The sequence below is a fragment of the Raineyella sp. LH-20 genome (assembly GCF_033110965.1).
In the GTDB taxonomy this organism is placed as follows: domain Bacteria; phylum Actinomycetota; class Actinomycetes; order Propionibacteriales; family Propionibacteriaceae; genus Raineyella.
Genome location: NZ_CP137003.1, coordinates 2,510,165 through 2,525,483 on the forward strand (window position 1 = coordinate 2,510,165; position 15,319 = coordinate 2,525,483).

The 15,319-nt window shown below is 69.7% G+C and carries 13 protein-coding genes; 7 read left to right on the forward strand and 6 right to left on the reverse strand.

Annotated features, from left to right (window positions below; genetic code table 11):
- Positions 1 to 115 precede the first annotated feature (115 nt).
- From R0146_RS11010 to R0146_RS11030, 5 genes are all read right to left on the reverse strand, one after another.
- Positions 116 to 2,938 (reverse strand): FAD-binding and (Fe-S)-binding domain-containing protein, encoded by a 2,823-nt coding sequence (locus R0146_RS11010; RefSeq protein ID WP_317689619.1) that lies wholly within the window; start codon positions 2,936 to 2,938, stop codon positions 116 to 118.
- 104 nt (positions 2,939 to 3,042) lie between these two features.
- A complete protein-coding gene (locus R0146_RS11015) occupies positions 3,043 to 4,068 on the reverse strand; it encodes a sulfate/molybdate ABC transporter ATP-binding protein (protein WP_317689620.1) in 1,026 nt (341 codons plus the stop codon).
- Positions 4,065 to 4,961 (reverse strand): sulfate ABC transporter permease subunit, encoded by an 897-nt coding sequence (locus R0146_RS11020; RefSeq protein ID WP_317689622.1) that lies wholly within the window; start codon positions 4,959 to 4,961, stop codon positions 4,065 to 4,067. The genes R0146_RS11015 and R0146_RS11020 overlap by 4 nt, the downstream gene beginning before the upstream one ends.
- A complete protein-coding gene (gene cysT / locus R0146_RS11025) occupies positions 4,951 to 5,823 on the reverse strand; it encodes a sulfate ABC transporter permease subunit CysT (RefSeq protein ID WP_317689624.1) in 873 nt (290 codons plus the stop codon). Before cysT ends, R0146_RS11020 begins: the two co-directional genes overlap by 11 nt.
- Positions 5,820 to 6,872, reverse strand: a complete 1,053-nt coding sequence (locus R0146_RS11030; RefSeq protein WP_317689627.1) for a sulfate ABC transporter substrate-binding protein — start codon at positions 6,870 to 6,872, stop codon at positions 5,820 to 5,822. Before R0146_RS11030 ends, cysT begins: the two co-directional genes overlap by 4 nt.
- Before the next feature lie 121 nt (positions 6,873 to 6,993).
- Between R0146_RS11030 and R0146_RS11035 the strand changes: the two genes are divergently transcribed.
- From R0146_RS11035 to argG, 6 genes are all read left to right on the forward strand, one after another.
- A complete protein-coding gene (locus tag R0146_RS11035) occupies positions 6,994 to 7,473 on the forward strand; it encodes a DUF5709 domain-containing protein (protein WP_317689628.1) in 480 nt (159 codons plus the stop codon).
- 183 nt (positions 7,474 to 7,656) lie between these two features.
- Complete coding sequence (locus tag R0146_RS11040; protein WP_317692387.1) at positions 7,657 to 8,619, forward strand: PhoH family protein; 963 nt, start codon at positions 7,657 to 7,659, stop codon at positions 8,617 to 8,619.
- On the forward strand, positions 8,616 to 9,086 hold the full coding sequence (gene ybeY / locus R0146_RS11045) for an rRNA maturation RNase YbeY (RefSeq protein ID WP_317689630.1): 471 nt from the start codon (positions 8,616 to 8,618) through the stop codon (positions 9,084 to 9,086). The genes R0146_RS11040 and ybeY overlap by 4 nt, the downstream gene beginning before the upstream one ends.
- The gene (locus tag R0146_RS11050; RefSeq protein WP_317689631.1) at positions 9,083 to 10,423 is read left to right on the forward strand and encodes a hemolysin family protein; all 1,341 of its coding nucleotides are present in this window, start codon (positions 9,083 to 9,085) and stop codon (positions 10,421 to 10,423) included. Before ybeY ends, R0146_RS11050 begins: the two co-directional genes overlap by 4 nt.
- Positions 10,423 to 11,382 (forward strand): GTPase Era, encoded by a 960-nt coding sequence (era, locus tag R0146_RS11055; protein ID WP_317689632.1) that lies wholly within the window; start codon positions 10,423 to 10,425, stop codon positions 11,380 to 11,382. Before R0146_RS11050 ends, era begins: the two co-directional genes overlap by 1 nt.
- 142 nt (positions 11,383 to 11,524) lie before the next feature.
- On the forward strand, positions 11,525 to 12,940 hold the full coding sequence (gene argG / locus R0146_RS11060) for an argininosuccinate synthase (RefSeq protein ID WP_317689634.1): 1,416 nt from the start codon (positions 11,525 to 11,527) through the stop codon (positions 12,938 to 12,940).
- 137 nt (positions 12,941 to 13,077) lie between these two features.
- Here the strand turns inward: argG and R0146_RS11065 are convergent, their stop codons facing one another.
- Positions 13,078 to 13,767: a DUF4352 domain-containing protein gene (locus tag R0146_RS11065; RefSeq protein WP_317689636.1), complete on the reverse strand. Its 690-nt coding sequence runs from the start codon at positions 13,765 to 13,767 to the stop codon at positions 13,078 to 13,080.
- A gap of 184 nt (positions 13,768 to 13,951) precedes the next feature.
- On the opposite strand from R0146_RS11065, the gene R0146_RS11070 reads away from it, so the two are divergent.
- The gene (locus R0146_RS11070) at positions 13,952 to 15,313 is read left to right on the forward strand and encodes a sensor histidine kinase (protein WP_317689638.1); all 1,362 of its coding nucleotides are present in this window, start codon (positions 13,952 to 13,954) and stop codon (positions 15,311 to 15,313) included.
- The last annotated feature ends 6 nt before the right edge of the window (positions 15,314 to 15,319 follow it).

The following is a 15,319-nucleotide window of genomic DNA, read 5'->3' on the forward strand; positions in this document are numbered from 1 at the left end:
CACGCTCCGACAGCACGGTCGAACAGCACCGCGGGCAGGACCGGACGACGCTGGGCGCCCCGTCCGGTCCGGCCCCGGTGTCCCCCCATGGATCCGGGAGGGACGGCCGGACCTGTCAGGGTCGGGTCGCCAGGTCCAGCAGCTCCAGGATGTGGTGGTAGGTCTGCCCGGTCGCCCGGGTCATCCCCACCTCGCAGGTGCGGTTGGCGGAGGCGTACGCCGTCCGCCCGGTGCCCTGCCCGACCCGGGCCGCCACCTCGGCCGCCTCGCCCGTCGTCGCCGAGGCGGTGAGCTCCGGGTGGAGCATGCCGCGGTCGCCGGCGAAGGCGCAGCAGCCGGTGGCCACCGGCACGATCACCGACGAGGCGATCTTCTCGGCGATCGCGCGGGCGGCGGCGTTCAGGCCGAGGTGGGTCATCGAACAGGTGTTGTGCAACACGACGGTGTCGTACGGGTGGGTCACCACCAGGTCGTCGAGCAGCCGGTCGGCGACGAACTCGACGGCGTCGATGATGGTCAGCTCTCCGTACGCCTGGTCGGGATCGGTGTGCTGGAACTTCAGCACACCCTCGGTGCAGGAGGCGCCGTCGACGACGACCGGCAGCCGGCCGTGGTCAGTGGCCTCCCACAGGATCGGCAGCGCCTTCTCCCGCATCGTGGCATGGCCGCGGGTGAAGCCCTTCGACGACCACGGGGTGCCGCAGCACAGCCCGTTGATCCCCTCGGGGATGTCGACGGCGGTGGCGGTCCGGGCGAGCAGTGCGTCGATCGCCGGGCCCACGCCCGGGCCACCCTCGGCGGCACCGAACAGGCTGTGGATGCAGGCCGGGAACCACACCGCCGCCGGTCCGGTGGACGTCCGGGGCGTACGCCGCTTCCCGCCGCGCGGCAGGTCGGAGGTCCAGCGCTGCAGGTTGTCGGTGCCGACGACGGCCCGGCCGAGGTCGGTGACACCGGTGGCCACCGGCGGGACTGCTGCGGCGACGTTCATCGCCACCCCGCCGATCGCGGTGAGCCCGCCCCAGTTACGGGCCAGGGCGTTCCAGGCGGCCTGGGAGGCGTTGCCGTGTCCCTCGGCGCGCAGCCGGCGGACCAGGTCGGCGGTGTTGATGTCCAGCGGGCAGTTGACCGAACACAACCCGTCGACCGCGCAGGTCTCGATGCCCTGGTAGCGGTAGCTCTTCGTCAGCTCGTCGGCCAGGGCGGTGTTGCCGGCCTGCCGGGCGGCGGTGATCTCGCGGCGCAGCGCGATCCGCTTGCGCGGGGTGAGGGTGAGGTCGCGGCTGGGGCAGATCGGCTCGCAGTAGCCGCACTCCACGCAGCGGTCCACCTCCTCCTCGACGGTGGGGGACTGCTTGAGGTCCTGGACGTACGCCCGCGGGGTCTCCGACAGCACCACACCGGGGTTGAGCACCGCGTCGGGGTCGCACAGCTGCTTGACGGCGACCATCACCTCGTACAGCTCCTGGCCGTATTGGCGGGCGACGAAGGGGGCCATGATCCGGCCGGTGCCGTGCTCGGCCTTCAGCGAGCCCTGGTGGCCGAGGACGACGTCGACCATGTCGTCGGTGAACGCCTCGTAGCGCGCGGTCTGCGTGCCGCCGGCGAACTGCTCGTTGAGCATGAAGTGGATGTTGCCGTCCTTGGCATGACCGAAGATCACCGAGTCCTGGTAGCCGTGCCGGACGAACAGCTCGGCCAGCTCGGAGCAGGTCTGGCCGAGTGCGCCGACCGGCACCACGACGTCCTCCAGCAGGGCCGTGGTGCCGCTCGGCCGGTTGCCGGCGACGGCGGCGTAGAGCCCCTTGCGGACGGTCCACAGCTCGGCCGCCTTCCGGGCGTCCTGGGCCATCCCGAACGGCACCGCGAGGTCCAGTGCGTCGGTGACCGGGCGGGCGGCGGCGATCTTGTCGGCGAGTTCCTGCTGGGTGTGCCCGTGGAACTCGACCAGCAGGGCCGAGTGGTCCTTGACGTGCAGGTCGGTGATCGCCCGCGGGCTGCCGGACAGCGTCTGGGCGACCCGCAGGCTGACCGAGTCCATCAGCTCGACGGTCGCGAATCCGGACGCCACCAGGTCGGGCAGCGCGGTCATCGCCCGGTCGATGGTGTCGAAGACCATCAGGCCGGTGGTGACCTGCGGCAGCACCTCGACCGTACGCAGCGTCGCTTCGGCGACGAAGCCGAGCGTGCCCTCCGAACCGATCATCAGGTGGGCCAGGATGTCGACCGGACGGTCGTGGTCGAGGAAGGAGTTCAACCCGTAGCCCATGGTGTTCTTCATGGAGAACTGCTGGCGGATCGTGTCCACCGAGTCCTTCCGGGATCGGACCCGGTCGCGCAGCCCGTCGAGACCGGCGTACAGCGCCGGCTCCAGTCGACGCAGCTTCTCCTCGGCGTCCGGCGCGCCGGTGTCGAGGACGGTGCCCGAGGGCAGCACCAGCACCATCGACTCCAGTGTCCGGTAGGTGTTGAACTCGGTGCCACAGGCCATCCCGGAGGAGTTGTTGGCCACCACACCACCGATCGTGCAGGCCACCTCGGAGGCCGGGTCGGGACCGATCTTGCGACCGTACGGCCGCAACACGGTGTTGACCGCCCGGACCGTCGCGCCGGGCTGCACCCGCACCCGGGCGCCGTCGTCGAGCACCTCGATGCCGCGGAAGCTGGCCCGGGTGTCGGCCAGGATGCCGCGGCCCTGGGCCTGACCGGACAGGCTGGTCCCGCCGGATCGGAAGGTGAGCGGCAGGCCACCGGCCCGGGCCGTACGGAAGAGGGCGCCGATGTCGTCGGCGGACCGTGGGGTGGCCACGATCTGCGGCACGACGAGGTAATGGGAGGCATCATGTGCCAGGGCGCGTCGGTCGAACTCACTGTCGGAGTACATCCCAGCGGATCCGAGCAGGGTGGGGTGGTCGTGCGCCGTCGCCGTCGTCGTCATAGGGGTCTCCTGGTCATCGTTGACTGACGAAGACGAGCGTACCCTGATGGTCTGACCAAAGGAAGAGATGGTCAGACCATCAGGGGTGATGTCCTCGGCCGGGCTCAGGGAACGGTGATCGGCCGGGAGTCGGAGGCGTCCGCTGGGGTGGGTGCGACGACCGGGACGGGCACCCGGATCGCACCGGGGACCGGGTGCACCCACACCCGGTGGGCCGCGTCCAGCCCCTCCCGGACCGCCTCCCGGCGGGTCAGGGCGACCAACGCCGGGGTGGTCGACCCATCCACCTCGACCTCGACCTGGACCTCGAAGCCCACCCGGTTGATCCGGGTCACCCAGCCACCGCGTTCGCCCGTCCGATCGGTGGGATGGGTGCTGATCCCGAGGTCGTGCGGGCGGATCAGGGTGTCCTCGTAGGTGGTCACCGGCCCGAGGAAGCCCATCACGAAGGCGTTGGCGGGTGCGTCGTAGAGCTGGTCGGAGGTGCCCACCTGCTCGATGCGGCCCTGGTTGATCACCACCAGGTGATGCGCCACCTCAAGGGCCTCCTCCTGGTCGTGCGTGACGAAGACAGTGGTGACATGCACCTCGTCGTGCAGGCGGCGCAGCCAGTCGCGCAGTTCCTTGCGGACCTTGGCGTCGAGCGCACCGAACGGCTCGTCGAGCAGCAACACGCGGGGGCTGATCGCCAGTGCGCGGGCCAGGGCCATCCGCTGGCGCTGGCCACCGGACAGTTGGGAGGGCAGTCGGTCGGCGAACTGCTCGAGGTGGACCAGTTCCAGCATCTCTGCGACCCGGGCGCTCACCTGGTGCTTCGGCTGTTTGCGGATCCGCAGGCCGAAGGCGACGTTTTCGGCGACCGTGAGGTGGCGGAAGGCGGCGTAGTGCTGGAAGACGAAACCCACGTCGCGCTTCCGCGCCGGCACCCCGGTGGCGTCGACCCCGGCGATCGCGACGCTGCCGGCGTCGGCGTGCTCCAGTCCGGCGATGATCCGCAACAGGGTGGACTTGCCGCCACCACTGGGGCCGAGGAGGGCGGTCAGGTCGCCGGTGGGGATGGTGAGGTCGATATCGGTCAGGGCGTTGAAGTCGCCGAAGTGCTTGGAGACTCCGCGGATCTCGATGCTCATGCTCGGTTCTCCTGGGACGGGCGCAGCACCGCCACCACGATGAGCGCCACCAGGGCGATCACCGTGAGCAGCAGGGCCGCGGTGTAGGCGGTGGTGGCGTTGGCCACCCCGAACTGCTGGTAGCGCTCCTCGACCAGCAGGGTGGCGGTCTGGGTGCGGAACGCCACACCCCCGGACACGATCTTCACCGCGCCGAACTCGCCGAGCGCCCGGGCGAAGCTCAGCACGACGCCGTACACGACGGCCCACTTGATGGTGGGCAGGGTGATCAGGGTGAAGACCTGCCACGGGCCGGCGCCCAGACTCTCGGCGGCCTGCTCGGCGTCGGTGCCGGCCTCGATCAGCACCGGCACCACCTCGCGGATCACCAGCGGCAGACAGACGAAGGTGGTGGCGAGGACGATGCCGGGCGGGGCGTAGATGATCTGCAGGCCGGCGTCCTTGAGGAACGGGCCGAACCACCCGGTGGTCCCGCCGTAGACCAGCAGCAGGGCCAGGCCGACGACCACGGGGGAGACCGACATCGGAAGGTCGACGAGAGCCGACAGCACCCGGCGCCCCGGGAACCGGTGCCGGACCAACAGCAGCGAGATGCCGACGCCGAACACCGTGTTGAGGGCCACCGCCCACAGCGCCGAGACCAGGGTGAGCTGGAAAGCGAACACCAGCGCCGGGTCGCGCACGGCGGCCAGCACCGGGCCGACGCCGTGGGAGAACGTCCGGGTCCCGACCAACAGCACCGGCCAGATCACCAGCAGCGCCAGATAGAGGACGACGACGGCCCGCAACAGATAGCGCGACCAGGGGCGCCCGGACGGCATCGTACGCGGCGTGGTGTGGCGTCCGGGGCGTACGGCGGCGCCGGCCGTCCGTACCGAGGTGTCAGTCGTCATGGTGGGTCACCCTCCGGGAGAAGACGTCGAGCAGGACGATCGCCACCAGGGCCACCAGCAGCAGCACCGAGGCCACCGCCGCCGCGCTGTGCAGGTTGTCGCCCTCGATGTAGCCCAGGATGCGGACGGCGGCCACCTCGGTGTGCATCGGGAGGTTGCCGGACAGCAGCACCAGCGAACCGAACTCGGACAGCGCCCGGGCGAACGACATCGCCGCGCCGGAGGTGACGGCCGGCACCAGGCTCGGCAGGACGATCCGGCGGAAGACGGTCAGTGGACCGGCCCCCAGGGAGGCGGCGGCCTCCTCCGCCTCCGGCTCCATCTCGAGCAGCACCGGCTGCACCGTCCGCACGACGAAGGGGAGCGTGACGAAGAGGAAGGCCAGTGCCACCGCCATCCGGGTGTTCGCCCAGTTGAGGCCCAGCGGCGACTGCGGTCCGTACAGACTGAGCAGCACCAGGCCGGCGACGATGGTCGGGAGCGCGAACGGGAGGTCGATGACGATCTCCAGGATCCGCTTGCCCGGGAAGTCGTCGCGGACCAGCACCCAGGCGACGAGGGTGCCGATGACCACGTTGATCGCCGTGATGATCAGGGCGACCACCACGGTGAGGCCGATCGCGGCCGCGGTCTGTGGGTCCCGCAGCGCGGCCCAGTAGGCGCCCCAACCGCCCTCGGCGGCTTTGACCAGCACCGCGGTGAGCGGGAGCAGCACCAGCAGGCTGAACCAGATCAGGGCGATGCCCAGCCCTGTCCCGGAGACCCGGTCCAGGGTGCTGACCAGGACCGGGCCCCGGTGCTTGCGAGTGCCCCTGGGGCGACGCGGGGCCCGGTCCTGCGCTGCGGCGGCGACCTCGGTCACTTGGTCTTGCCCGTCTTCTGCTGGATCTTCGGCACCAGGCCGGTGGCGTCGGCGAAGAACTTCTTGTTCACCGCCGACCAGCCGCCCAGGTCGTCATTGATGGTGAACAGCTTGGCCGGCGTCGGGTACGGGTTCTTCGGGTCGTTGGCACCCGGCACCTCGGGGACCTTCACCCCGGAGAGGACCGGACGGAAGCCCTTCTTGGCGAACTCGACCTGACCCGCCGGGCTGAGGACGAAGTCCAGGTAGGCCTGCGCCGTGGGGTTGGCGGTCTTCGTCACCGCGCCCGGGTTCTCGATCAGCAGGGTGTTGTCGGGCACCAGGTACTCGAAGGTCTCACCGGACTGGCGGGCCAGGATGGCCTCGTTCTCGTAGGAGATGAGCACGTCGGCGGTGCCCTGCAGGAAAGCGTTGGTGGCGTCACGGCCGCTGCCGGGCAGAGCGACGACGTTCTGGAAGAACGAGGTGAGGTACTCCTCGGCCTGCGCCTCGGTGCCGCCCTGGCTGATCACCTGCTGGTAGGCGGCCAGGATGTTCCACCGCGCGGAGCCGGAGCTGGCGGGGTTGGGGGTGACGATACGGATGCCGGGCTTGACCAGGTCGGCCCAGCCGGTGATGTTCTTCGGATTGCCCTTGGGAACGACGATGACCACCACGGAGTCGGAGACGATGCCCTTGGTCGGGCCGCTCTTCCAGGTGGCGTCGACCAGACCGGCGTCGACCAGGCGGGTGACGTCGCCCTCGAGGGAGAAGTTGACGTAGTCCGCGGCCAGGCCGTTCACCACGGCCCGGCTCTGGTCGCCGGAGGCGCCGTACGACTCCTGCCAGACGACCCCCTTGCCGGCGTCGGTCCTGGCGAACGCCGCCTGGGCGGCGTTGTTCGCCTCCTTGGGCACGGCGAAGCCGACCAGGTGGAGGGTGGTGGTGGCCGCGGAGCTCGAGGCGCCGCCCGGCGAGGCCGCGCCACCGACGCAGCCGGACAGGGTCAGTCCGGCGGAGGCCAGACCGGCGATGGAGAGCAGGGTGCGGCGGGAGACGGTCGGTTGCATGGGAGGACCCTTCGCTCGGCGCCCGGGGGGGGAGCGCATAGTTTCTTAATCCACTAGGTTTGATGGCCTATTTGAAAAACTTATACATCACGTCGGCGTCCCGCCGCAATCCGGTGTTCGGATGTCCCTGGCAGACGGCACCCGACAGAAGGGGGCACACTGGGGTATGGCCACCTACAACGACGAAACCAGCACGGACCCCTCGGAGGTCGTCGACCAGCTCGACCCGGAGCAGAGTCTGGTCGAGCGTGACGTCGCGGACCCACTCGACGAGGGGATCATCGCCCCCGACGACTGGTCGGGCGCCATGACCGAGGCACTCGAAGGGCCCGAGGGGCTGCGCGATCGGATCAAGCGGGAGGACCCCGGGCGGGAGCGCTTCGAGGAACCCGACTGGAACGGCACGGGTCTCGACGAGAGGGACTACCGGCGAGCCGGCCGGCTCGTCGACTACAAGGACGGGTACGACGGTGAGGACCGGGAGTCCGGCCTGATCGGGCACGACGTCGGCCTCTCCGGAGGAGCGGCGAGTGCCGAGGAGGCCGCTGTGCAGATCATCGACCAGGACGAGCTGGAGGAGTCCGAGCGTCGCGACGACTGAGGGTGACGGGAAGGGCGCGGTGACGGAGAGTCCGACTACGATGGGATCATCCGGTCGTCCCGTCCCGGGACGCCGCGTCCGGCGACCTTCGGAGGCATCCTGTCCAGCGTACGCACCCTCGACGTGATCGACGACGACAAGGGCCGGGGGGTCCGTACGCTCGTCGTGCCGGCGTCCATCGACATGGTGTCGGTGCTCGGCCCTCGCGACGAGTTCCTGCGGATCCTCGAGCGGGTGCTCGACGCCGACATCCACGTCCGGGGCAACGAGATCCACCTGTCCGGCGACGAAGCCGCGCTGCGCGCGGGCACGGAGGCACTGACCGAGATGGTCACCATCATCCGCACCGGTCAGGGGCTGACGGCGGACGCCGTCGAGCGCCTGGTGGGGATGCTCGCGGGGGAGACCGAGGTCCGTCCCGCCGACGTGCTCACCCACTCGATCCTGTCCAACCGCGGCCGGACCATCCGCCCGAAGACCCTCAACCAGAAGCACTACGTCGACGCGATCGACCGGCACACGGTCGTTTTCGGCATCGGCCCGGCGGGCACCGGCAAAACCTATCTCGCGGTGGCGAAGGCGGTCCAGGCACTGCAGCGCAAGGAGGTCAACCGGCTCATCCTCACCCGTCCCGCGGTGGAGGCCGGCGAACACCTCGGCTACCTGCCCGGCACGCTGAGCGACAAGATCGACCCGTACGTACGGCCGCTCTACGACGCCCTGCACGACATGGTCGATCCCGACTCCATCCCGCGGCTGCTCACCGCCGGCACCATCGAGGTGGCCCCGCTGGCGTACATGCGTGGTCGTACGCTCAACGACGCGTTCATCATCCTCGACGAGGCGCAGAACACCACCGCCGAGCAGATGAAGATGTTCCTCACCCGGCTCGGCTTCGGGTCGAAGATGGTGATCACCGGTGACGTCACCCAGGTCGATCTGCCGGGTGGCCAGCGATCGGGCCTGCGGGTGGTCACCGACATCCTCCACGACGTCGAGGACATCGCCTTCTGTGAGCTGACCGCCAAGGACGTCGTACGGCACCGGCTGGTCGGCCGGATCGTCGCCGCGTACGACCGATTCGAGGCCGTCGGCGCGCAGGACCGCCACAATCAGGACCAGAAGAAGGGGACCCCACGCCGGTGAGCGTCGAACTGAACAACGAGTCAGGGATCGAGGCGGATGAGCAGGGGCTGGCCACGCTGGCCACCTGGGTGCTGGCGGAGTTGCGGATCCATCCGCAGGCCGAGCTGTCGATCGTGCTGGTCGACGAGGAGACGATGGCGGCCTACCACGTCAAGTACATGGACCTTCCCGGTCCGACCGACGTGCTGTCGTTCCCGATGGACGAGTTGCGCATCCCCGAACCGGACGAGCCGGAGCCCGAGGGGCTGCTCGGCGACATCGTGCTGGCCCCGGCGGTGACGGCGCGCCAGGCCGCCGAGAACGACCGGACGCCGGACCAGGAGGCGGAGTACCTGCTGGTGCACGGCATCCTGCACCTGCTCGGCTACGACCACGCCACCCCCGAGGAGCACGCCGAGATGTTCGGACTGCACGACCGCCTGATGGCGGCGTACGAGGAGCATCGGGCGGGCGGGAAGGGCGCATGAGCGAGCCGGACATCGTCCAGCTGGTCCTCGCCCTCGTCTTCGCCGTCGCGGCGGGATTCCTCGCCGCGATCGAGTCCGCGCTGCACTCCTTCTCCCATGCCAGGGCCCAGAACCTGGTCGAGGAGGGGGTGAGCGGCGCCAAGCGGCTCGAACTGATCACCGAGGACCCCGCGCCCACCGTGAACGCGATCCTCTTCATCCGGACCATCCTCGAGGTCACCGCCATCGTGCTGGTGGCCCGCGTGGTGGTGGACCTGCAGCTGCGGGACTGGGCCGAGCTGCTGTTGGCGATCGGGTCCATGGTGGTCGTCTCGTTCATCGCCTGGGGGGTCGCGCCGCGTACGCTCGGCCGTCAGCACGCCGACGGCATCGCCACTCGCACCTCGGGCCTGGTGATGCTGCTGACCACCGTGCTGGGGCCGATCCCGCAGCTGCTGATCGCCATCGGCAACATCCTCACCCCCGGCCGTGGCTTCGACGACGGACCCTTCTCGTCGGAGGCCGAGTTGCGGGAACTGGTCGACAAGGCCGAGGAGTCCGACGTGATCGAGGCCGGCGAGCGCCGGATGATCCACTCGGTCTTCGAGCTCGGCGACACCATGGTCAAGGAGGTGATGGTGCCGCGGACCGACATCGTGTCGATCGAGGACAACAAGACGCTGCGCCAGGCGACCTCGTTGGCCCTGCGGTCCGGTTTCAGCCGGATCCCGGTCGTCGGCGAGGGCGGACTGGACAACGTGGTCGGCATCGTCTTCCTCAAGGACCTGATGAAGCGTACGTACGACAACCCGCAGGCCCAGACCACCGAGCGGGTCTCGTCGCTGATGCGCCCGCCCACCTGGTGTCCCGACTCCAAGCCGGTCGACGACCTGCTGCGGGAGATGCAGGCCACCCACTCGCACCTGGTGATGGTGGTCGACGAGTTCGGTGGCACCTCAGGGCTGGCGACGATCGAGGACATCCTCGAGGAGATCGTCGGCGAGATCGTGGACGAGTACGACGCCGAGATCGCCCCGGTCACCAGGCTCTCCGAGGGCCGCTACCGGGTCTCGGCCCGGCTGGCCGTCGACGAGCTGGGGGAGTTGTTCGGGCGCAAGCTGGACGACGAGGACGTCGACACGGTCGGCGGCCTGATGGCCAAACTGCTCAACATGGTGCCGATCGCCGGCTCCGTGGTGCGCTGGGAGGGCCTGGAGCTGGTGGCCGAACGCGCCCAGGGCCGGCGCAACCAGATCGGCACCGTGCTCGTCACCCAGGTGGGGGACGACACAGACGCGGGTGACGAGCGGGGCACCTCGGCGGTGTTCCGCTCGGCGCAGGAGACGGAGGACGAGTGATGGACGCACCGACCAGCAGCGGCGACCGCCGCGGGGACGAGGGCGGCTACCGTTCCGGCTTCGTGTGCTTCGTCGGCCGGCCGAACGCCGGGAAGTCGACACTGACCAACGCCTTGGTGGGGCAGAAGATCGCCATCGCCTCGGACAAGCCGCAGACCACCCGCCACGTCGTCCGCGGCATCATCACCCGGCCCGACGGGCAGCTGGTGCTGATCGACACGCCGGGCCTGCACCGGCCCCGTACGTTGCTGGGGGAGCGGCTCAACGACCTGGTCCGCGACACCTGGTCCGAGGTCGACGTGGTGGCGGTGTGTCTGCCGGCGAGCCAGCGGATCGGCCCCGGCGACAGCTACCTCGTCGAGCAGCTCGCCCGGCTGCGCAACCGGCCCACGCTGGTGGCGCTGGCGACGAAGTCCGACCTGGTCAGTGGTGACCGGCTGCGCCAGCACCTGATGGCGATCCAGGCGCTGGAGGAGAAGCTCGGCATCAGCTGGGCGCACATCATCCCGGTCTCCGGGCTGACCGGCGACCAGGTCGCCGAGGTCGGCGACGTCCTGCTCGGCCTGCTGCCGCCCGGTCCGCAGTACTACCCGGACGACGAGTTCACCGACGAGCCGGAGGAACAGCTGGTCGCCGAACTGATCCGGGAGGCGGTGCTGGAGGGTGTTCGCGACGAGCTGCCGCACTCCATCGCCGTGATGGTCGACGAGATGCGGATGCGCGCCGATCGTCCGGAGGACAAGCCGCTGCTCGACATCTACGCCTCGATGGTGGTGGAGCGTGACTCGCAGAAGGGCATCGTGATCGGGCACAAGGGGGAGCGGCTGCGTCAGGTGGGCACCGCGGCCCGCCAGCAGATCGCGCACCTGCTCGGGGTGCCGGTCTACCTGGATCTCAAGGTCAAGGTGATGAAGGACTGGCAGCGCGACCCCAAGTTCCTCAACCGGCTGGGTTTCTGAGCCCGTCGGCCGACTGCTACGTCGCGCCCCGTACTGTCCGCCCTGTCCGTACGTCTCGTTCGTCTCGTTCGTCCGCCGCGGGCGGGGCGGACAGGGCGGACGGGGCGTCGTCGGGGGTGGCCGGGACGATAGGCTGACGCTCATGTCCAAGGTTCTGACTTCCCTGCCGGTCGGCGAGCGCGTCGGCCTCGCTTTCTCCGGAGGTCTCGACACCTCCGTCGCCGTCGCCTGGATGCGTGAGAAGGGCGCGATCCCGTGCACGTACACCGCTGACATCGGGCAGTACGACGAGCCGGACATCGCCTCGGTGCCCGGTCGCGCCGGGGCGTACGGCGCGGAGATCTCCCGCCTGGTCGACTGCCGTGAGGCGCTGGTCGAGGAGGGCCTGTCCGCCCTCCAGTGCGGCGCCTTCCACATCCGGACCGCGGGCAAGGCCTACTTCAACACGACGCCGCTGGGACGTGCGGTGACCGGCACGCTGCTGGTCCGCGCGATGAAGGAGGACGGCGTCAACATCTGGGGCGACGGCTCCACCTACAAGGGCAACGACATCGAGCGGTTCTACCGCTACGGCCTGATGGCCAACCCGCAGCTGCAGATCTACAAGCCCTGGCTCGACGTCGACTTCGTCAACGAGCTGGGTGGCCGCGACGAGATGTCGCAGTGGCTGGGCGAGCGGGACCTGCCGTACCGCGACTCCAAGGAGAAGGCCTACTCCACCGACGCCAACATCTGGGGCGCCACTCACGAGGCCAAGCAGCTCGAGATGCTCGACGCCGGTCTGGACATCGTCGAGCCGATCATGGGCGTCAAGGCCTGGGACGAGAATGTCCAGGTGGTCACCGAGGAGGTGACGGTCCGCTTCGAGCAGGGCCGTCCGGTGGAGATCAACGGGCAGACGTTCGCCAGCGCGGTCGAGCTGGTCCTGGAGGCCAACGCCATCGGTGGCCGGCACGGCCTGGGCGTCTCCGACCAGATCGAGAACCGGATCATCGAGGCCAAGTCCCGCGGCATCTACGAGGCCCCGGGCATGGCGCTGCTGCACATCGGCTACGAGCGGCTGCTCAACGCGATCCACAACGAGGACACCGTCGCGAACTACCACAACGAGGGCCGTCGCCTCGGCCGGCTGATGTACGAGGGCCGTTGGCTCGACCCACAGTCGCTGATGCTGCGCGAGTCGCTGCAGCGCTGGGTCGGGTCGGCGATCACCGGATCGGTGACCCTGCGGCTGCGTCGTGGTGACGACTACACCATCCTCGACACCGAGGGCCCGGCACTGAGCTACCACCCGGAGAAGCTCTCGATGGAGCGGGTCACCGACGCGGCGTTCGGCCCGGAGGACCGGATCGGTCAGCTCACCATGCGCAACCTCGACATCGCGGACTCGCGGGCCCGCCTCGAGCAGTACGCCCAGCAGGGCATCGTCGGCGGTGCCACGGCCGAGTTGGTCGGCGCGCTGGAGAGCGGCGCCTCGACCGCGATCGCCGGTGGCAACGGGCCCGACGACGACAGTGAAGCGCTCGATCGCGCCGCCTTCGACCAGGGCACCGACTGACAGTGCTGGTCGTACGGATCGTCTGATCGTACGGATCGCGCGATCCGTAGGAGGCGGACGTGGCGAAGCGGCCCGCGGGTGGAAACCCGCGGGCCGCTCGCCGTTCCGCTGCCCCCCAGCAGCGGAGGCGTGGGGGGTCAGGAGAGAGTGATCTTCTTCTCCGCGCTGAACAGGCCGCCGCTCACACCGAGCTCGGTCGGCTGGACGTCCTTGGGGACGTCGAACACCAGCAGCCCCTTGACGCTGTTGCCCGGATTGATCTGCTCCAGGAACGTCGTGTTCTGGTCGTTGGCGTAGATCTCCGCCATGGTGTCGGTGCTGTACTCGTTGCCGTCCTTGTCGTAGAGCTTCACGAGGCTCGAGGTGAACGTGCTGGCGGACTTGCTGGTGTTCTTCACCGTGACGCTGACCAGGACGTACTGCCCCTGGGCCTTCTGGTTGAGGTACTCGTTGCCCACCTTGCTGACGCCCTTCTGCACCTTGGTGACGGTGTACTGCAGGTCGTTGGTGTCGACCGGCTGGTTCATCGCGAAGGTCTGCTCGGACGGCTTCTCCGGCGCCTTCTCAGGCTGCGCGGCGACCTGCTCGCCGGCCTGCTGGGTGGTCGCCTGGGTGGGGGCCTGCGATGGCGTCGAGCCGGCGGTCGTGTCACCGCCCTTGTTACCGTTCGCGGCGATGACGATGAAGACGATGGCGACGAGGATCCAGACCCAGACCCGCTGGTACCACTTCTTCCTCGGCTTGACGGGCTGCTGCGGCGGGGTGGGCTGGCCGGGGACCTGCTGGAACTGCGGGTTCGGCTGCTGGGGGAAGGGGGGCTGGGACATCGGGGGTCTCCTGTTTCGTGCTGCCTTGTCTCGTCGTGCTGACAGGTTCCATGGAACCGGGAGAGACGGCGGTGCCACATCGGCCGACCGGGTCCGCCCGCTCATCACTTCAGGTGCGGCGGAGGCGTCGATATCAACCGATCGGCTGATCCCGGGGCCAGGAATCGAACGTATGATCAGCTTCGTGCTGAGCCGATCCGAACCATCCGCCACCCTCGCGGCCGACCTCCGAAGGGCCGTCCCCTGGACGGTCGTCGGCCGTGTCGCCTGGACCGTCCTCGGCGGTCTGGTGGGGATCCTCGCCTGTCTGGTCGCCCTGGTCGGCTCCCTCAGCGTGGTGCCCGGCTACCAGACGAGCGCGGACGTCGGCGGGCAGCTGACGGGCCTCGGCGCCTTGGTGCTGCTGGCCTGGCTGCTGGCGATGTTCACGATCTTCGTCCGTCGGAGCCAACCCTGGGTGCCGGCGGCGGCGGGCGTGGTGCTCGCCGTGGGTCTGCAGCTCGACAGTCTGCTGTTGCTGCTCGGTGGGGCGGCGGTCGTCCTGCACCGGGACCGCCGGCAGGGGGTGATCGCCTCCGTTGTCGCCGGAGCCATCACTCTGGTTGCCGGGCTGCGTGACGGCCTGCGACCGTGGGGTCACACCGCGTGGGTGTTCGCGCTGGGGTCGGATCCGTTGGCCGCTCCTGACCGGGGTCTCCAGCTCGGTGTCAGTGTGGGCATCGCCGTCGGCGCCGGCGCTGTGGTGCTCGGCACCGCGTGGCTGATCCGCTCCCGCCGGGATCTCGGAGCCACCCGCCGGGACCTCGGGGCGACGGAGCAGGCGCGGGCGGTCGCCGAGGACCGCAGCGAGCAGCTGGAGACGACCGCTGTCCGGCTGGCGGAGCGGGAGCGGTTGGCCCGTGAAGTGCACGACTCGCTGGCCCACCGACTGTCTCTCATCTCGCTGCACGCCGGCGCGCTGGAGGAAGCCGCGCAGGACAGCGATCCGTCGGTCGCCGACTCCGCTGAAGCGCTCCGCGACAGCGCGCACCGCTCGCTGGAGGACCTGCGCGACCTTGTCAGCACGCTGCGTGAGCCGCCGGCTTCGGGCCGTCCGGCGGTCGCCGGTGATCCAGCCCCAGTGCCGCCGATCGGGCTCGCCGCCCTGCCTGAACTGGTCGACTCGGCGCGGGCGTCCGGTGTCTGCATCGAGGCCACCATCATGGTCCAGGACGCCGACGAGGCCACCGACCTGCTCAACCGTGCCGCCTACCGGATCGTCCAGGAGGCACTGACCAACGCGGTGAAACATGCGCCGGGACAGCCCGTCCGGATGGAGCTGACCGCCGGGCCGACGATCGGGGTGCACCTCGCTGTGCGCAACCCGCAGGGCCTGGATGCCGGTCTGCCGGGCTCCGGCAGTGGGCTGATCGGGATGCAGGAACGGGCTGCGCTGCTCGGCGGGATCCTGACCGCCGAGCCGGACGGACGGGGGGAGTTCGTGGTCGAGGCGTCACTGCCGTGGCAGACCGATCGAGCACCTGATCGACTCGGTCAGCCCGGGTGACCCACA